General features: G+C 30.1%; 16 protein-coding genes and 1 pseudogene. 8 read left to right on the forward strand and 9 right to left on the reverse strand.

Annotated features, from left to right (window positions below):
• Positions 1–6: 6 nt before the first annotated feature.
• Positions 7–837: a carboxylating nicotinate-nucleotide diphosphorylase gene (gene nadC / locus BS101_RS05000; RefSeq protein WP_073537829.1), complete on the forward strand. Its 831-nt coding sequence runs from the start codon at positions 7–9 to the stop codon at positions 835–837.
• A 60-nt stretch (positions 838–897) separates the two neighbouring features.
• Here the strand turns inward: nadC and BS101_RS05005 are convergent, their stop codons facing one another.
• From BS101_RS05005 to BS101_RS05020, 4 genes and pseudogenes are all read right to left on the reverse strand, one after another.
• The gene (locus BS101_RS05005) at positions 898–1,956 is read right to left on the reverse strand and encodes an HD-GYP domain-containing protein (RefSeq protein WP_156876010.1); all 1,059 of its coding nucleotides are present in this window, start codon (positions 1,954–1,956) and stop codon (positions 898–900) included.
• Between the two features lie 229 nt (positions 1,957–2,185).
• Positions 2,186–3,778, reverse strand: coding sequence for a peptide chain release factor 3 (locus BS101_RS05010; RefSeq protein WP_073537830.1), 1,593 nt, complete (start codon positions 3,776–3,778; stop codon positions 2,186–2,188).
• 206 nt (positions 3,779–3,984) lie between these two features.
• Positions 3,985–4,434: a pyridoxamine 5'-phosphate oxidase family protein gene (locus BS101_RS05015; protein WP_073537831.1), complete on the reverse strand. Its 450-nt coding sequence runs from the start codon at positions 4,432–4,434 to the stop codon at positions 3,985–3,987.
• A gap of 111 nt (positions 4,435–4,545) precedes the next feature.
• A pseudogene (locus tag BS101_RS05020) lies at positions 4,546–5,530 on the reverse strand (phosphatase PAP2 family protein).
• A gap of 463 nt (positions 5,531–5,993) precedes the next feature.
• On the opposite strand from BS101_RS05020, the gene BS101_RS05025 reads away from it, so the two are divergent.
• A complete protein-coding gene (locus tag BS101_RS05025) occupies positions 5,994–6,548 on the forward strand; it encodes an ECF transporter S component (RefSeq protein ID WP_242951466.1) in 555 nt (184 codons plus the stop codon).
• A 91-nt stretch (positions 6,549–6,639) separates the two neighbouring features.
• On the opposite strand, the gene BS101_RS05030 is transcribed toward BS101_RS05025, so the two are convergent.
• Complete coding sequence (locus BS101_RS05030; RefSeq protein WP_012620224.1) at positions 6,640–6,804, reverse strand: zinc-ribbon domain-containing protein; 165 nt, start codon at positions 6,802–6,804, stop codon at positions 6,640–6,642.
• A gap of 409 nt (positions 6,805–7,213) precedes the next feature.
• On the opposite strand from BS101_RS05030, the gene BS101_RS05035 reads away from it, so the two are divergent.
• The 3 genes from BS101_RS05035 to tyrS all read left to right on the forward strand — a co-directional run bounded on the left by BS101_RS05035 (position 7,214) and on the right by tyrS (position 10,351).
• The gene (locus BS101_RS05035; protein ID WP_073537833.1) at positions 7,214–8,356 is read left to right on the forward strand and encodes an AlbA family DNA-binding domain-containing protein; all 1,143 of its coding nucleotides are present in this window, start codon (positions 7,214–7,216) and stop codon (positions 8,354–8,356) included.
• 157 nt (positions 8,357–8,513) lie between these two features.
• Positions 8,514–8,927: a hypothetical protein gene (locus BS101_RS05040; RefSeq protein WP_011989325.1), complete on the forward strand. Its 414-nt coding sequence runs from the start codon at positions 8,514–8,516 to the stop codon at positions 8,925–8,927.
• 203 nt (positions 8,928–9,130) lie between these two features.
• On the forward strand, positions 9,131–10,351 hold the full coding sequence (gene tyrS / locus BS101_RS05045; protein ID WP_073537834.1) for a tyrosine--tRNA ligase: 1,221 nt from the start codon (positions 9,131–9,133) through the stop codon (positions 10,349–10,351).
• An 89-nt stretch (positions 10,352–10,440) separates the two neighbouring features.
• On the opposite strand, the gene rimI is transcribed toward tyrS, so the two are convergent.
• The 4 genes from rimI to BS101_RS05065 are packed head-to-tail and all read right to left on the reverse strand — an operon-like array spanning position 10,441 to position 13,395.
• Entirely contained in the window at positions 10,441–10,890 is a 450-nt protein-coding gene (rimI, locus tag BS101_RS05050) for a ribosomal protein S18-alanine N-acetyltransferase (protein ID WP_073537835.1), read from the reverse strand.
• Positions 10,883–11,596: a tRNA (adenosine(37)-N6)-threonylcarbamoyltransferase complex dimerization subunit type 1 TsaB gene (gene tsaB / locus BS101_RS05055; RefSeq protein WP_073537836.1), complete on the reverse strand. Its 714-nt coding sequence runs from the start codon at positions 11,594–11,596 to the stop codon at positions 10,883–10,885. Before tsaB ends, rimI begins: the two co-directional genes overlap by 8 nt.
• Positions 11,597–11,600: 4 nt before the next feature.
• The gene (tsaE, locus tag BS101_RS05060; protein WP_073537837.1) at positions 11,601–12,056 is read right to left on the reverse strand and encodes a tRNA (adenosine(37)-N6)-threonylcarbamoyltransferase complex ATPase subunit type 1 TsaE; all 456 of its coding nucleotides are present in this window, start codon (positions 12,054–12,056) and stop codon (positions 11,601–11,603) included.
• 37 nt (positions 12,057–12,093) lie between these two features.
• A complete protein-coding gene (locus BS101_RS05065) occupies positions 12,094–13,395 on the reverse strand; it encodes an HD-GYP domain-containing protein (RefSeq protein ID WP_073537838.1) in 1,302 nt (433 codons plus the stop codon).
• A gap of 273 nt (positions 13,396–13,668) precedes the next feature.
• Here BS101_RS05065 and BS101_RS05070 point away from each other — a divergent pair, with 273 nt between their 5' ends.
• The 3 genes from BS101_RS05070 to BS101_RS05080 all read left to right on the forward strand — a co-directional run bounded on the left by BS101_RS05070 (position 13,669) and on the right by BS101_RS05080 (position 17,570).
• On the forward strand, positions 13,669–14,598 hold the full coding sequence (locus BS101_RS05070) for a metal ABC transporter substrate-binding protein (RefSeq protein ID WP_242951404.1): 930 nt from the start codon (positions 13,669–13,671) through the stop codon (positions 14,596–14,598).
• Positions 14,599–14,688: 90 nt separating this feature from the next.
• Complete coding sequence (locus BS101_RS05075; RefSeq protein WP_073537840.1) at positions 14,689–15,504, forward strand: alpha/beta fold hydrolase; 816 nt, start codon at positions 14,689–14,691, stop codon at positions 15,502–15,504.
• A 422-nt stretch (positions 15,505–15,926) separates the two neighbouring features.
• Complete coding sequence (locus tag BS101_RS05080) at positions 15,927–17,570, forward strand: glutamate synthase-related protein (protein WP_073537841.1); 1,644 nt, start codon at positions 15,927–15,929, stop codon at positions 17,568–17,570.
• The last annotated feature ends 15 nt before the right edge of the window (positions 17,571–17,585 follow it).

The following is a 17,585-nucleotide window of genomic DNA, read 5'->3' on the forward strand; positions in this document are numbered from 1 at the left end:
TATAATTTGAATTATTTAATAATTGATAAGCTGATTAAAAATGGTCTTATAGAAGATATAAATTATGGAGATGTCACTACAGATAATTTATTTCATGGACAAGAAATTTCAAAGGGGAAGTTTATTGCGAAAGAACATGGAATTATAGCTGGTATAGAGGTGGCTGAGAGAGTATTTCAAATTTTAGACGGTAGTATAGTATTTGAAAAATATCTAAAAGATGGACATGAGGTAAAAAAAGGAGATACTATAGCTTATATAGAAGGTAGTTCTAATAGTATACTAAAAGGGGAAAGAGTTGCTTTAAATATATTGCAGAGAATGTGCGGCATTGCCACTAAAACTTTTAAAATAGTTCAACTGGTGAAAGATTACGATGTTAAAATAGTGGATACAAGAAAAACTCTTCCTGGATTCAGAATTTTAGATAAGTATTCTGTAAGAATGGGAGGAGGATACAATCACAGACTGAATTTATCGGATTTTGTAATGATTAAAGATAATCATATAAAGGCAGCAGGTTCTATAAAAGAAGCAGTAGAAAGAATAAAAAGTAAAGTCCCCTTTACTACTAAAATTGAAGTGGAAGTAGAAAGTTTTCACCAGCTTAAAGAAGCCCTTGATGCAAAGGTGGATGTAATCATGCTGGACAATATGGACGTAGAGCACATGAAAAAGGCAGTAGAATTCGTAGATAAAAGGGTTATCTTAGAGGCTTCAGGAAATGTGAATGAGAACAATGTGGCAGACATTGCATCTACTGGAGTAGATATAATATCTATGGGGAGTCTTACTCATTCTGTAAAAGCTTTGGATATAAGCTTGAGATTTCAATAAGTTATATTATGTAAAAATATAGAGTTAAAGATAAATAAATTTATTCTTTAACTCTATTTATTATGTGATAAGTTTTGTAACATACAGATCCTTTTCTTTTTTCAAGTCCAGAAACCCGTTTTCTCCAAGTAAAAGAGGTTTTGTCAAATCGTTTATATGAACTTGGATAACTTTGCAGGAGTGTTTATTATTTAACATAACATTTTCACCCATAAAGTAAGTTATTACATGATTTAAAAACATACTACAGTATGAATGATCAAATTTATGGAGACTTTCTTCCTGAATCACCTTCAATGCATCAAAAGGACCGTTGATCTTTTTGGAATAGGTATTGGAATTTACTCTATCAAACAAATCTGCGATGGCTATTATCTTAGCGAACTTGTGAATTTTATCACCTTTAATACCCAGTGGATATCCTGAACCATCTATTCTTTCGTGGTGCATTAGTATGCCTCTTGATACAGAACTGTCTAAATAAGGTATTTCTTTAACAAAATCATAACCTATTACAGGGTGAGTTTTAAAAATTTCATACTCTGTAGAGGTAAGCTTGGTTTTTTTTAGAAATATTTTTTTATCCAGTTTCATTTTGCCAAAATCATGCAGTATTGCAGAATAGGTTAATAGATTTATTTCTCTTTCATTAAGTCCAAGCCATTTACCCAGTATAAAGCTCATAGCTGCCACATTTACACTATGTCTATAAATATTGTTCTTTCCGCTGCCATAGAAGATTATGTTTCTAATAACGATACCTGTTGAGTTAAATTCCTCTTGTATTTTTTTTGAAAAAGTTCTTATTTCATCTATTTCGCTAGCTTTTAAATGAGATATTTTATCAAATATATCCTCTAAATTAGAAGAAAATTCATTAAAGGTATTTTCAACTTCTTCTACAGTTTTTATTTTAAAGGTTAAAGGTTCAATAGAGTCACCTTCTAAGTACACTTCTACTTCATCTATCATATAATTGCGTTTTAGTTGGATTAAGGAGGATTCCGTAATAGCCATATCCTTGCCTAGAAGGACCTTATTTTCAAAAACAACGTCGCTTGCCAATATCATTCCTGGTTTTAATTCACTAACTTGTAATAATTTTTTCTTCCATAACACGTGTTTCACCTCGTTACAATTAATTGCACTAATAATTCACAAAAACTCTAGTTATCTTATCGTATTGTTTCAATATTTCTAAAGATATTTTAAAAAGAAATTTATTTATATTGAAAATTATACTTAAATATAGTTTTTGGGGTTTATATACAAAATGTAAATGTTTTATATGGAAGATATTTTAATTTGTAAACTGCAGTGTCATTGGGTAAGAGTATAAAATAATTTTTTATTCCATTATGCCTATATCGGATAATTTTATATTTTTATTATGATCTAAAGCCCAGCTGATAGACCACTGGCTTTGAAATATCAAGATATTTCTACCTTTTAAATCCGTTACTTTTTTAGTATCACTTGTTAAAATTAAATTTTCTAAATTTATATCAGAATGTTCTATCCACCTTATATACTTGTAAGGTAATATATCTATTTTTATATCTGTATTATATTCATTTTTCATTCTGTATTCCAATACTTCCAGTTGAAGTATACCAACTACTCCTATAATAATTTCTTCAATACCTATATGAAGTTCTTTAAATACCTGAATGGCACCTTCCTGGGAGATTTCACTAATGCCTTTTATGAATTGTTTTCTTCGCATGGTATCTACAGTCTTAACTCTTGCAAAATGTTCAGGAGCAAAGGCAGGAATACTTTCAAATTTAAATTTTTTATTTGGAGAACACAGGGTATCTCCTATGCTGTAAATACCTGGATCGAATACCCCTATTATATCTCCTGCATAGGCCTCTTCAATAATCTCTCTATCCTGGGCTAAAAATTGTTGGGGCTGGGAGAGTTTAACTTTATTTCCTCCCTGCATATGATATACTTCCATTCCCTTTTTAAATTTACCGGAACATATTCTCATAAATGCAATTCTGTCTCTATGAGATGGATTCATATTGGCTTGTATTTTAAATACAAAAGCTGAAAATTTAGAATCAAAAGGATTGATTTCTCCAGCATCTGATTCTCTTGACAGAGGGGATGAGGTTAAGTTTAAAAATTCTTCTAGAAAAGGTTCCACTCCAAAATTAGTTAGGGCGCTACCGAAAAATACAGGAGTAAGAGAACCTCTTCTAACTTTATCTAAATGAAATTCGTCTCCAGCTACATCTAAAAGCTCTATGTCTTCCCGAAGCTTTTCATGCAAATTTTCTCCAAGTAGGTCTTTGAATATAATGTCTTCTACATTACCTTCCATGGATTCTACTGCCGTTTGACCATGATTACCCCCATTAAATATTTCTATTAAACTTTTTTTTCTGTCATATACTCCTCTGAAGTCTTTTCCAGATCCTATAGGCCAGTTCATAGGATAAGATTTTATGCCCAGTACATCTTCTAAATCTTCCATTAATTCGAAAGGATCTTTGCTTTCTCTATCCATTTTATTTATAAATGTAAATATGGGAATTCCCCTTAAGCTGCATACATTAAAAAGTTTTTTTGTTTGTGATTCTACTCCTTTTGCTGCATCTATTACCATAACGGCACTATCTGCTGCCATTAAAGTTCTATATGTATCTTCACTAAAATCCTGATGACCTGGTGTGTCTAATATATTTATACAATAATTATTATAGTTAAACTGCATTACTGATGAAGTTACAGAAATACCCCTTTGTTTTTCTATATCCATCCAATCCGATACTGCGTGCTTGGATGCTCTTCTAGCTTTAACTGAACCTGCAAGTCTTATGGCACCCCCGTATAATAGTAATTTTTCAGTAAGAGTTGTTTTGCCTGCATCAGGATGAGATATTATTGCAAATGTTCTTCTTCTTTCTATCTCTTTTTTTAAGTCTGCCACTACCTCTTCGCTCCTTCTTTTATTAGTTTCATCACTGATTTTAACTTTATTATATGTCAATGTCAACTTATGATATTGTGAGCAGGTCAAACTTTGCCTGAATCTAAGAATCACCTACTTAGATTGATCTCAAATACTTTAAAATACAATTAAAAAACACTAAGTATTGTTTGTATTAATACTTAGTGTGTCTCTATAACTAAATTTTAACCTTTATATAATTCATCAAACATTCCTCTGAAAAAAGGCTTAGTCTTTTCAGTTCTATGAACATTACGAATACCTTCTACAACTATTACTGTAGGGGTCGTATCACTTTTTATCTCTTCTACCTTAAATTCAACCATACACATAGCAGAACTATTATTCATAGTTTCTCTTATTACTTTGGCACTTCCTTTTATTCCAAGTGCTATATCGTGTCCTTCTAAGATTGTTATAAATGCCTTTGAATTATTTTTAATGTTTGCCACGGTTTTATGTACTTTCATCAGGGCCAGTCTAATGGTTGAATGGTCTGGTGCAAACATTAAATGTACAGGCATAGCGTGGGGAAAACCATCTTCTGTAACTGTTGATATTATAGCTGTAGTTAGTTCTTTATTAAATAAATCTATAACCTCAGCAGAAAGAGTATTGCCTAAAATCTTACTCATTTGAATCATCCTTTCGTAAATATAATTATCTTTACTTACATATTACTTGCATATAAATAATCTGTCAATGAATCCTATTTATTATTATATATTTGTCTATATAAGTTCTATTCAATTTTTCATATTGCTTACATAAAAGCTATCCACATATATAGAATTCCTATTTTTATAGTAAAATACATCTAAAGGTCTTTTTAGGGGTATTTTAATTTTGTTTAATATGAAATCTGCTAGCTTTACAGTTATATAACCTAATAGCATTCCGGCAATAACATCCAGTACCCAGTGGATTTCTAGGTATAAAGTTGAATATATTATGCTGAGGCAGAAAAAACTAAATAGAAATTTAAATAATTTATTTTTTTCTCTAAGTGCAAGTAAAAACATGGCAAAGGATATGGATGTGTGCATGGATGGAAAACAGTTAAGGGTAGTACCGGCGGCAGCATTAGTAGCTAAATGCCTGGCTAATCCATCAGGATGTTTAAGGACATACCACACTTCTTGAAGATGGAAGGTAAGATAAAAAGGTGTTATCAGGAATACCTGTAGTATATGTGCCGATAAAGCGTATCTTATCATTTTTTTAAAATCCATTATTATAGCGGATCTATATAGTGCAAGTAATACAGGTAATACAAATCCGTTATTATAGACTATTCTAAAAAAACTGGGTTAAAGTCTCAGATTTGTAAATTCTTGTGAAACTACCATTGTTAAAAGGTATATGAGCAAATATAGGATTTAAATTTACTACTATAGTCCTGCTTATTTGCCATCTTAACATTCTTCCCCAAAAATTATAGCCATTCTTATTTATATAAAATATAAATATAAAAAACAGGGTGCATAGTATTAAAAATGAAATTGTATTTATATCTTTCCGTATATCTGAATAGGCAGAGAAACATATTAATGCCAGTATGAACATATGTATATTTTGTCTTTGGACAATAGATGAATGAAAAGTTTCATATATGGCTGATAAAAGAAAACATGAACCTATAAATATAAAATAGTAATTTTTTATCCAATTGAACAGTCCATAAAATTTATATTCATTCATAGTGGATATTTTTTTTATAAATTTACGCATAAAAATATACCTCCCTCTTACACACAGAATAAATTATATCATTAGCAAAAAGGAAAGTATATGAAAATATTTTTAAGTAAAAAGAGTGTGTTTTACAGTTACTTAAAGTCCTTTCTTTTAATAAAGAATATATCTATCATAAAAATGAAGGTACATATTAAAAGTAGTATATTTATAAATATAGCTCCTACTTTCAGTATTATACCTACAAATAGGAATATTAGTATAAGGCTGCAGAGCCATTTAAAAAATGTCATATTAAGTACTCCTTAATAGTTTAGTTTAGTATTTTATGCTCTATAACTCAAATATATTTCAAATGTTATATAGTATAGTATTACCTTTAATCTATAAAGTTATTAAAATAAAAAGTAGTTTTTTAAAAATTGTATGGGTACATTTGATTTTTTTGTAAAAAAAAATATAATGGTATTAATTTATGAAAAGGAGGCGGCATATTTTGATAGAACAAAAAAAATTAGAACTTAATAGTCTAAAAGTGAGAGATATGGTCCAAGTATCACTTATGGCTGCAATAATTTATATTTCTACAGCTATAATTAATATACCTACACCGGGAGTTATATTTAAAGGAGTTGTACATCTTGGAGACAGTATGGTGCTTTTAGGGGCCATATTACTAGGAAAAAGAAAAGGATTTTTTTCAGCGGCGGTGGGAATGTGTTTATTTGATATTCTTTCACCCTATGCTGTTTGGGCTCCATTTACCTTTTTTATAAAAGGAATCATGGCATGGATTGCTGCGGCTATTGCTTATAGAAAAGGAAATAATGGAGAGAAATTTGCAAATAACGTATTTGCATTTACAATAGCATGTATTTGGATGATACTAGCCTATTATGTGGTAGGTGCTTTAATGATGCATTTTGTAGCTAACTTAGGTTTAGTTAAAGCATTTGCGGTATCCGCTGCAGAGATTCCTGGAAATATAGCTCAAAGTTTGATGGGTATGGTTATAGCGCTGCCTTTAAGTAGGATACTAAAAAGAAAAATTTAATTTAGTAATGCAAGATTAAATAATTCTTAGGTTTATTATGGAATTTGTTCATAAACAATAACTAGGAGGGATAAATTCCCTCCTAAGATTATTATCTAGGTCTCATTTTATTTTTTTCAGCTTTTCTTTTTCTTCTACAGTCTATACATCTTACAGGATCATTTTCAAATCCTTTTTCTTTGTAGAATTCCTGTTCACCTTCTGTGAATATAAATTCTTTTCCACAATCTTTACATACAATTGTCTTGTCTGTCATAAAAAAAACCTCCTTAAACCTAGGACTAATTTTATTCTTGATAATCTACCTCCAGGATTAAGGAGAATATAGTACCTTGAAAAAATTTGACCTAACATTATATAAAAAATATTTATAGTTAGAGTAAAACTCTATGCTCATTATACCATATTCTAATAAAAAAACAATGTTTTAGAAAAATATTGTTTTTTGTAATGGCTTGATATAGCTGGAGGAAGGGGAATATGACGGGCCTTAAATTTACATAATAAGGAATTTGAAAAATAGCTCCTAAGTAAATATAATATTATATATGTAAATTAAAATTCTATAAAAAATCTATAAAATAATAACAATAGATTATAATTAAATTAACTTTTATAGAGTATAATTAAAAATATACATACATATAAATATTGAGGTTATTTTTATGGATACTAAAAAATTTCTTAATTTATTAAAAAAGATAGAAGGACCTAAATTGGATTTTAAGCAGTGTATAAATATAGATAGTGATGGTGGAAAAAAGGAGTTAGCTAAAGATGTATGTGCCATAGCTAATTCTAGAGGAGGAAGAGGTTATCTCATAATAGGGGTTGAAGATAAAACAAAAAAGATACTTGGTATAGGTGAAGCAAATTTTGATGAAGAAAAAATACAGCAGATAATAAGTTCCAGAATAGATCCTCCTATACCAATTTCCTTGGAAATTTTTAAATATGAAGGTAAAAAAATAGCCATTATAACTATATACGATGGCCCCCAAAAACCCTATCAAATGAGGGACAATGGTTCTTTTTACATAAGAAGGGGCTCTACAAACGATACTATGCGCAAGCAAGAAATAGTTTCTGCACTTGAAGAAAATCTCAGCATAAGTATAGAATCATGTCCCATACCCCGTAGTAATTTGAATTGCATAGATAGTGAACTGGTAAATAAATATTTCTCATTTCAAGGAATAAATGTGACAGATGAAAATAAACTAGAGTTAATGGAGAATACTTCAATAGTATATATGGATAAAGATTCAGGAAAATATATGGCAACTTTAGGAGGATTATTAATTTTTTCTAAGAACAATAATGTATATATACCTCATAATATGATAAAAATAGTTAATAAGGTCAATAAAAATTTAAGTCCAATTAGTATAATCCAAGGTGACCTTATATCTATAATGGATAAAACAGAAAGTGTGATAGAAAAAATTGTAACTGCAAAATCCTATCCTCTGGGATTTGTAAATGAAGGAATAAGAGATGCAATAATATATAGAGATTATTCTGATTTTTATAGAACCATAGAAGTTATTATAGATTTTAACAGTATAATAGTTACAGGACCAGGTATTTTGGAGCATAAAAGAAATAAAAATGAATACAACTACATGAAAAGAAATATGTGGGTATATGAAAAGATAATTGCACTAGATACAAAGAAAAGACTCATAAGAACTTCCACGGGATTAAATAAAATGAAAAAGGTATTTAAAAATACAGTTAAATTCATAAACTCTATAAAAAATAATGATTTTAAAATTATTTATCCTGGAATTAAGAAATTTAAATAGGAAAATTTTATTTTAAGAAAAATGTAAGAATATGTAATGCTTTTTTTAAAAGAATTTCTTATTTATATGTTGAAAAAATATTCTGAACATTATATAATTTAAATATAATTTGATTATGAGAATGGCACCTATGTATTAAATTAAAGGGGTGGTAAAAATGATTAATGTATTCTGCAGTAAAAGAGGTTCAGGGAAGACTAAAGAGTTAATTAATTTGGCCAATGAAAAGGCAATGATAGGAAGGGGGCATGTTGTATATATAGACGATGATAAAGGACCTATGTGTCAATTGAACAGGGAAATTAGGTTTGTAGTAACAAGTGATTTTAAATTAAGAAAAATGGAAAGCTTTTATGGTTTTTTGTGTGGCATACTTTCAAAAGATTATGATATTGATACGATTTTTGTAGATGGATTACTCAATATTATAGATGAAAATCTTGAAAATGTGTCACATTTGTTTTATAATATTGAAAAATTAGCAGAGGAATATAATGTGGATTTTTATATAAGTGTAAATGAGGATGAAGGAAAAATGCCTCAATTCATAATGAAGTATGTGGCAGCATAATTAATGCTGACATAGGCAGTTATATTATTAATTAGAAAATAATGGTGATTTTATATATTTAAGACTGGAAACCTTTCCAGTCTTAAAATTTTACTTAATATGAAATTTTAGTAAAGACAATTATAGGTTGATAAAAAGAAGGTTTAAATATATACTATAACTTATAACAACTGTGCTAGTTATTTGAAAGGTAGGGATACAAGTTGGCTAACGTTTATGACATATTATTAGAACGTGGTTACATAAAACAAATTACCCATGAAGATGAAGTAAGAGAATTATTAGGAAGGGAAAAGATAACATTTTATATAGGATTTGATCCTACGGCAGATAGTCTGCATATAGGGCATTTTCTACAGATGATGGTTATGTCCTATATGCAAAAAGCAGGACATAAACCTATAGCTTTGCTTGGGGGAGGAACTGCAATGATTGGTGATCCCACAGGAAAGACTGATATGAGAAAAATGTTATCACAAGAACAGATACAGCATAATGCCGATTGTTTTAAAAAGCAGTTTTCTAAGTTTATAGATTTTGAAGATGAAAAAGCTATAATGGCAAATAACGCAGATTGGCTTATGAATTTAAATTATGTTAATTTTCTGAGAGAAATAGGGGTGCATTTTTCTGTAAATAAAATGCTTACGGCGGAATGTTTTAAGCAGAGAATGGAAAAAGGATTAACTTTTCTTGAATTTAATTATATGTTAATGCAGGGATATGACTTTTTAGAATTAAACAGAAGATACGGATGTACATTCCAAATGGGAGGAGACGACCAGTGGGCAAATATAATAGCAGGGGTAAATCTGATTAGAAAAAAGGAGAGAAAACCTGCTTTTGGAATGACTTTTACACTTTTAACCAAAAGTGACGGCAAGAAGATGGGAAAAACTGAAGGAGGAGCTATATGGCTGGATAAGGAAAAAACATCTCCTTATGACTTCTACCAGTACTGGAGAAATGTAGATGATGCAGATGTGGAAAAATGCCTTTTGCTTTTAACTTTTCTTCCTATGGATGAGGTAAAAAGATTGTCATCTCTTCCAGGAGAAAAAATAAATGAGGCTAAAAGAGTACTTGCCTATGAGGTTACTAGAATTATACATGGTGAGAAAGAGGCACAAAAAGCTAAAGAAGCGGCAGAAGCTTTATTTTCTGGAGGAGAAAACTTAAATAATGTACCAACCATAGAATTGGATGAGAGTGGTTTAGGATGCTCTGTAGTCGAACTATTGGTCGATATTCACATATTACCGTCAAAAAGTGAAGCAAGAAGGCTTATAAGACAAAATGGACTTACTATAAATGGTGAAAAGGTAATGGATTCAGAGCTAAAGGTTACAAAAGACCATTTTAAAAATGGAGAATTGCTTATAAGGAGAGGTAAGAAAAATTATAATAGAATTATAATTAAGTAAAATAATTAAATATGTAAAGTCTATAAGGCTGTTTTTATAAATTAAAGGTGAACTGTGTGCCTATTAAGTTATAAAAACAGTCTTATGTTTTAAATATGATATTTCCACATTATTATAGCATCTTCTTTGTTATCTCCATAGTATTCCCTTCTTATACCGGATTCTATAAAACCATATTTTTTGTAAAGGTTTTGGGCTACTATATTGGATTTTCTAACTTCTAAAGTCATACTGTTTATAGATTCAATTTTACAGATTTCTATTAGGGATTCAAGGAGCAGATTTCCCGCACCTATTCCTCTGTATTTTGGATCAACAGCTACAGTGGTTATATGTCCTTCATCTAATATGAGCCACATACCCGCATAACCAATAATGAATTCGGATTTTTTAGCTATAATATATCGGGCAAGGGTATTACCTTCAATTTCTTTTTTAAAGGATTCACGGCTCCAGGGTACGGGAAAACATAAATTATCTATTAAGAGGATTCTGTCAATATGTTCTAATTTCAAAGAAGATATTTCTATGTCATTCATTTCTACAAGACTCCAATTTTTTTTCGTATTCTCTTTCAGCTTGTGACTTTCTCAAGTAGAAAGGGGCAAAATTATATATATTATCTTCTATACCTGAATTTAATAGATGTAAGCCTAATTCACCAAGTGAAGAAGCTTTTACCACATTTAAATTTATAGGGGCAAAGCTGGGATTTTTTATTTTTGAAATCAGTATATCCTTGAATTTTGGAACAGCATTTCCTATAAAGCATACAGGCTGGTGATACTTATTTACAAGTTCAATTAAGTCATTGATGGATACAGCCATATAATCAGTTATAATATCCAATTTATTATGAACAAACCTATAGAGTGCAGTATATACATTTTCTCTTAATGCATCTAATATAGGACATATAATCCCTGGAGTATAGCACAAACTATATGCAAGAGCATCTAGGGAGGAAACTCCCACAAAAGGTTTACCAGTACCTTGGCTTAATCCTTTAATAACAGAGGCCCCAATTCTGAGACCGGTAAAGGAACCTGGACCTTTAGATACTACAAAGCCATCTAGAGAAGTTATATCTGTGTTTAAATTTTTTAAAAGTATATCTATTGTAGGCATAATAATTGTTGAATGTTGTTTTTTACAGTTTAAAGTAATTTCACCTAACAATTTGTAATCATCTAATACAGCACAAGTTGCTGATTCAGTAGAAGAATCTAAACTCAATATTTTCATGTTATTATTTTAACTCCTTTATATAATCATATCTGCTGCCATGATATTCTATGGTTATTTTTCTCCCATTGGGATTTTCTTCAGGTAATTTATAGATATTTATGTATATATGTTCCTCTGGTATTAGTTCATCAATATAATTAGCCCATTCTATAATATTTACAGCATTACTATAAATATACTCATCAAATCCTAAAGAGAGTAGCTCCTCTATATCATTAACTCTATATACATCAAAATGATGGAGTTTTAGTCTGCCTCTATATTCATTTACTATTGTAAAAGTAGGGCTTGTTATAGGTTCTTTTATTTCAAGTCCCTTTGCTATTCCTTTAGTGAAATAGGTTTTTCCAGTACCTAAATCACCAGTAAGACAAATTATATCACCAGGATTTAATAGATTACCTAATTTTTCACCCAGTTTTACAGTATCTTCAACACTGTTTAAAGTAAATTCCACATTAATTCACCTCGAAATATTTTCTGTAAAGTAAATATTAAACTATATTTTTATGGGTATTGGAAGCTGCAGTGTATTTCTTAGGAGAATTTAAAGAATATATGGTTTCTTTTAAATGTCCAAGTGCAGCAGCACATATAAAACCACCGGATACCATCTCATCCATTATATTAAATGCATTATTAATATTCAATCCTTTGCGATAAGGTCTGTCTTCTGTAAGTGCCTGATATATATCACATACTGCCATAATTCGAGATTCTTCAGAGAGCTCATCTGCCTTTAATCCCCGTGGATAACCTTGACCATTTAGTTTTTCATGATGATTGGATGCCCATTCGCTTATATTGGGGATATCCTCTATTTTATCTAAGATAATTTTAGTATAGTAAGCATGAGATTTTATTATACCAAATTCCTGTGAAGTCAAAGGACCATTTTTATCAAGTATATTAAGAGGAATGGCCAATTTTCCAATGTCATGTAATAATCCTGCAATTTTCATTTCACAGCATTTTTCATCTGTATACCCCCGGAATTTTGAAACTGTATAAGCTAGGTTTGCTATGCCTTTAGAATGGATTGCAGTAAATTTACTTTTGTTATCTATTATATTTGCAAATATTTCAGATATTTGCTCAAACTCCCTTATATCCATAAATATATTCAATTTAGGTTGAATTTTATCTAATATAAACTCAGCAAAAGAGATATTTTCAATATTAAGCCAGAAAATATCTCTGGAAGCATTTTTTAAAAAAGCAGTTACAAGTTTTTCAGAGAAGATTTTATTACAATTGTTTTTAACCCATTTTATAATTCTATCTCTTTGTTTAAAGTTTGATATATTTTCATCATATAGTAGTTCTATTAAATCAGCTATTCTTATTATTTGACTTTCTATAGGGATATTATCTTTTTCTAAATTCATGGCACCACTGCCGTCAAAATTTTCATGATGATATAATATTATATTTGATAAATCACAAAAATAAGGAAAGGATTTAGTTATATTAGTACCAGTTTCACAATGATTTTTTATAAATGAATTAGCAGAATGACTCTTAGAGAGACAAGTCGTAGCACCTATATCATGTAATAAGGCTGATATATAGATCTGTTTTTTACTTTTTTCATTTAAATTTAATTGATTGGAAATCTCTAGTGCTATATAGGTAGTTCGTAGTGAGTGATGCATAAATGTATGGTCTGAATAATTCACATTAGTTATATCCTCAATTACAGCATCGTGACCACAATCATCGTACTTGGAACTTGCTTGAGCTAGGTCTAGTGCTATTGACATAGCTCTTATGGTTTTATCCATACTAATTTTCATGGCTAAACCTCCCTTTAATAGTGGTTGTACATCTTCAAAGAAAAATTTATTAGTTATTTTAAAAATGCCGCATATTATGCTTTATACCTAATTTTAACACAATAAAATGAACTGATAAACTATTATTATTTTAAGTATATGTAAAAATATAATAAATCAGTGTTTGCATTGTTAAATTACATTATGTAAAATATATTTGTTATGAATTAATATATAGTAAATATGAACATAATGTGATAGATATATATTATTTTACATATGGAGGCGAAAGGATTGAGGAAAATATTAACTTTGGTTATGCTTTCTTTCATAGTATTTTTTACTGCCTGTGGAGATAACAAAGATTATAAAGATTCAACTTATACTAATAAATTGGAAGTAAGAAAGGATGTTCAATTAAATATAGAAACTACAGATAAACTTTTATACAATATGGTAAAATCCATAGTAGAAGATAGACATATAGTAGAGTGTATGTTTAATAATAGAGAAAGTGAGATAAGTTTTAAATTTACTGAAGATAGTATAAATAACATATCCAAAAAAGATTTATTTTTTTATGTAGGAGCAGGTTTTGAACCATGGATGGATACTTTTGTAGATAAATTAGATAAAAATAAAGTTGGCGTTATAAATGTTTCAAGAGGGGTAGGATTATTATCCTATAATAAAATAGTAAAATATAACGATACCACATTAAAGGATAACCCTTATTATTTTACTAATATTGATAATTATATGACAGCCCTTATGAATATAAGAAATGCAGTCCAAGACAAGGATCCTAGAAATAGAGATTTCTATGAGAAAAACTTTTCTGAAGCTTTAAAAGTGTTAGAAACTTATAAAGAAAAGCTGAAATCAGTGGATAATGAACTAAGTAATTATGAATTCATCATAGTTGAAGATGAATTGAATTATTTTGTAAAGTATAATAATTTAAAGCTTGTAGATGTGGGATTAGGAGAAAACAATATAATTACATTGAGTTCATCACAGCGGGAAAATTTACAACAGAAATCAAATCGTAATAATTTAATAATCCTTTACAATGACGACTCGGTTGTTAAAAATAATGAAGTATTGTTAAAGAAATATAATATACCTGCTGTAAAGCTTCAAATTTACAATGGGGAGCTTAGTTATGAAGAAACTCTCACACATAATATTAGTGCACTGGAGAGTATATATAAAGCTCAATAAATCTAAAGCGTAAAATGTCAATTTGTTCTATTTTATATTTTAAATAATAAACTGGTTAATGAAAATAGTTTATTTATAGAAAGGTATCTTATGGGATATTATATTAAAGTAGAGCCAAATGTGAAAGTTTATGTAGAAGATCTTAATCCTAAAGGAAAGCATACTATTTTATTTCTTCATGGATGGCCTGGAAGTCATGACCTATTTGAATATCAGTTTGATGAACTTCCCAAAAGAGGATATAGATGTATCGGTGTGGATCAAAGAGGTTTTGGACAATCAGATAGGCCCTTTACAGGGTATGACTATGATAGACTATCAGATGATGTGCGAAATGTAGTGGAAGCACTTAAATTAAAAGATTTTACTCTAGGAGGTCATTCTACAGGAGGGGCAATAGCTGTTAGGTATATGGCAAGACATAATGGATATGGGGTGGCAAAGCTTGCTCTTTTTGCAGCTGCTGTGCCTAGTCTCATAAAGCGGTCATATTTTCCCTATGGTTTAACAAAACAAGCTGTAGAGGGAATAATTAAAGAAACATATAATGATCGTCCTAAAATGCTGAGGGGATTTGGTGATATGTTTTTTTTCAAGTATATTACAGGTGCCTTTTCAGATTGGTTTTTTCAACTGGGGCTTCAGGCGGCAGGCTGGGCTACTGCAGCTGTAGCAAAGACATGGCTGGGTGAGGAGGAGTTATTTTCCGATATGAAAAAAATAACGGTTCCTACATTGATTCTTCATGGTATTCACGATAAGGTTTGTTTATTTCCTCTGGCAGAAGCACAACAAAAGGGTATTAAAAATTCTATACTTATACCTTTTGCATACAGTGGACATGGACTATTTTACGATCAGCGTGATAAGTTCAATAAGGAATTAATGGAGTTTATTGAAAGTTGAACTGTTAAAAATAAATAAATAATATTATTGAATACCATCCAGCTATCTGTAAATTTGAAAATCTGCACTATTTTATGTGCGGATTTTTCTATTACAAATTTTTACATAAATAATGCAGTATGATAAAAATTTTGTTAAAAATACTTTTATAACTTATATTTTAATGTTATACTAACATTTGTATTAAAAAATATAGCATAAGATATATATATTAGCTATTATTTAAAGAAATGGCATATTTAAGATATATAGTGTAATGACAAAAGGGAAGGGGTATAACTTTCTAATCTAAACTTGCACTATGTCATCAAGTCATCTATGTCACTTCATCAATTTATCGTAAAACAGTTATATAACTGTTTTATATATTTATATTTAATTATTCGAGATATATTAAAATTATTTAAGTAGGAGGTATAAAAATGTCTCAATATCTAAAAAACAATGATGTTTTAAGTACTACAAATAGGGGGAATCCTGCAGAGTCAGGCCTTTGTACCTTATGTAGAGCGGACTGCCAGGGAAAATGTGAAACATGGATGTCAAGTATGAAAGGGAGAAAATTACTCTATCCAAGAGATTTTGGTACAATTACCGCTGGAAGTTCAAACATAAACCATGTTGGGGTATGCTATAATAATCTAAGAGTTCAAGGGTATAATTATGGTGCAAATGGTATGCCATCCAATTTAACATGTGATGCTGACGACTGTATTTTTCCAAATGTAAACGTTGAATCGGAGTTTGGAAAAGCTGTTAAAACAAAATCCAAGCTGCCAATAATGACTGGAGCTTTAGGATCAACATTTATTGCACAAAAATATTGGGAGTCTTTTGCAATAGGTGCTGCCTTAGTCGGGATTCCTATAGTTGTTGGTGAAAATGTTGTTGGTGTTGACAAAGAAGCTGTTATCGAAAAAGGCAAAATCATAAAGGCACCTGAATTGGATAGAAGAATAAAGCAATACTTAAGTCATTATGATGGATATGGCGCTATAATTATCCAGATGAATGTGGAAGATACAAGAAATGGTGTAGCGGAATATGTAATTAATAAATATGGCAATGATGTAATTATAGAATTAAAATGGGGACAAGGTGCTAAAAATATAGGTGGAGAAATACAGGTTGATTCATTAGATTATGCTGTTTTCTTAAAAAATAGAGGTTACATTGTAGATCCAGATCCAACAGAGTCAGGAGTGCAGGAAGCTTACAAAGCTGGTGCAATTAAGGCTTTCGCAAGACATAGTAGATTAGGATATACAAACTTAAATTCTGCTTCAGATGTAAAAGAAGATTTTATGAAATCTATCGAATATTTAAGAAGTTTAGGATATAAGAGAATTACTTTAAAGACAGGCTCTTATGGAATGGAAGCATTAGCTATGGCTATTAAATATGCTACTGAAGCTAAACTTGATTTATTAACTATTGATGGCTCTGGGGGTGGAACAGGTATGAGCCCCTGGAATATGATGGAATCTTGGGGGATACCTTCAATATTCCTACACTCTAAAGCTTATGAGTATGCAAAAATATTAAAGGATAAAGGATATGATGTTGTGGATATAGCATTTGCCGGTGGTCTTGCGAGAGAAGATCATATATTTAAGGCATTGGCACTAGGTGCACCATTTACGAAACTTGTCTGTATGGGTAGGGCATTAATGATTCCTGCATTCTTAGGGGCTAATATTGAAGGCGTATTATATCCTGACAGAAAAGAATTAAGAAATGGAAACTGGAGTGCACTTCCAAAGCATATTGTTAATGAATTCGGTTCTTCACCAGAAGAAGTATTTGCTGGATATTTTGATGTAAAAGAAAAGGTTGGAGCAGATTATATGAAGAATATCCCATTAGGTGCAATAGCATTTTGGACTCTTGCAGATAAGTTAAAAGCAGGACTTCAGCAGTTAATGGCAGGAGCTAGAAAATTTAATATTTCTGAAATATCAAGAAATGACATATTCGCTGCAAATAGAGAAACAGAATTAGAAACAGGAATCAAGTTTATGACTGATGTTGACGACGATGCAGCAAAAAAAATATTAAGCGAATAATTACTGTTCAAATTA

This window comes from Clostridium kluyveri, assembly GCF_001902295.1.
In the GTDB taxonomy this organism is placed as follows: Bacteria; Bacillota; Clostridia; order Clostridiales; family Clostridiaceae; genus Clostridium_B; species Clostridium_B kluyveri_B.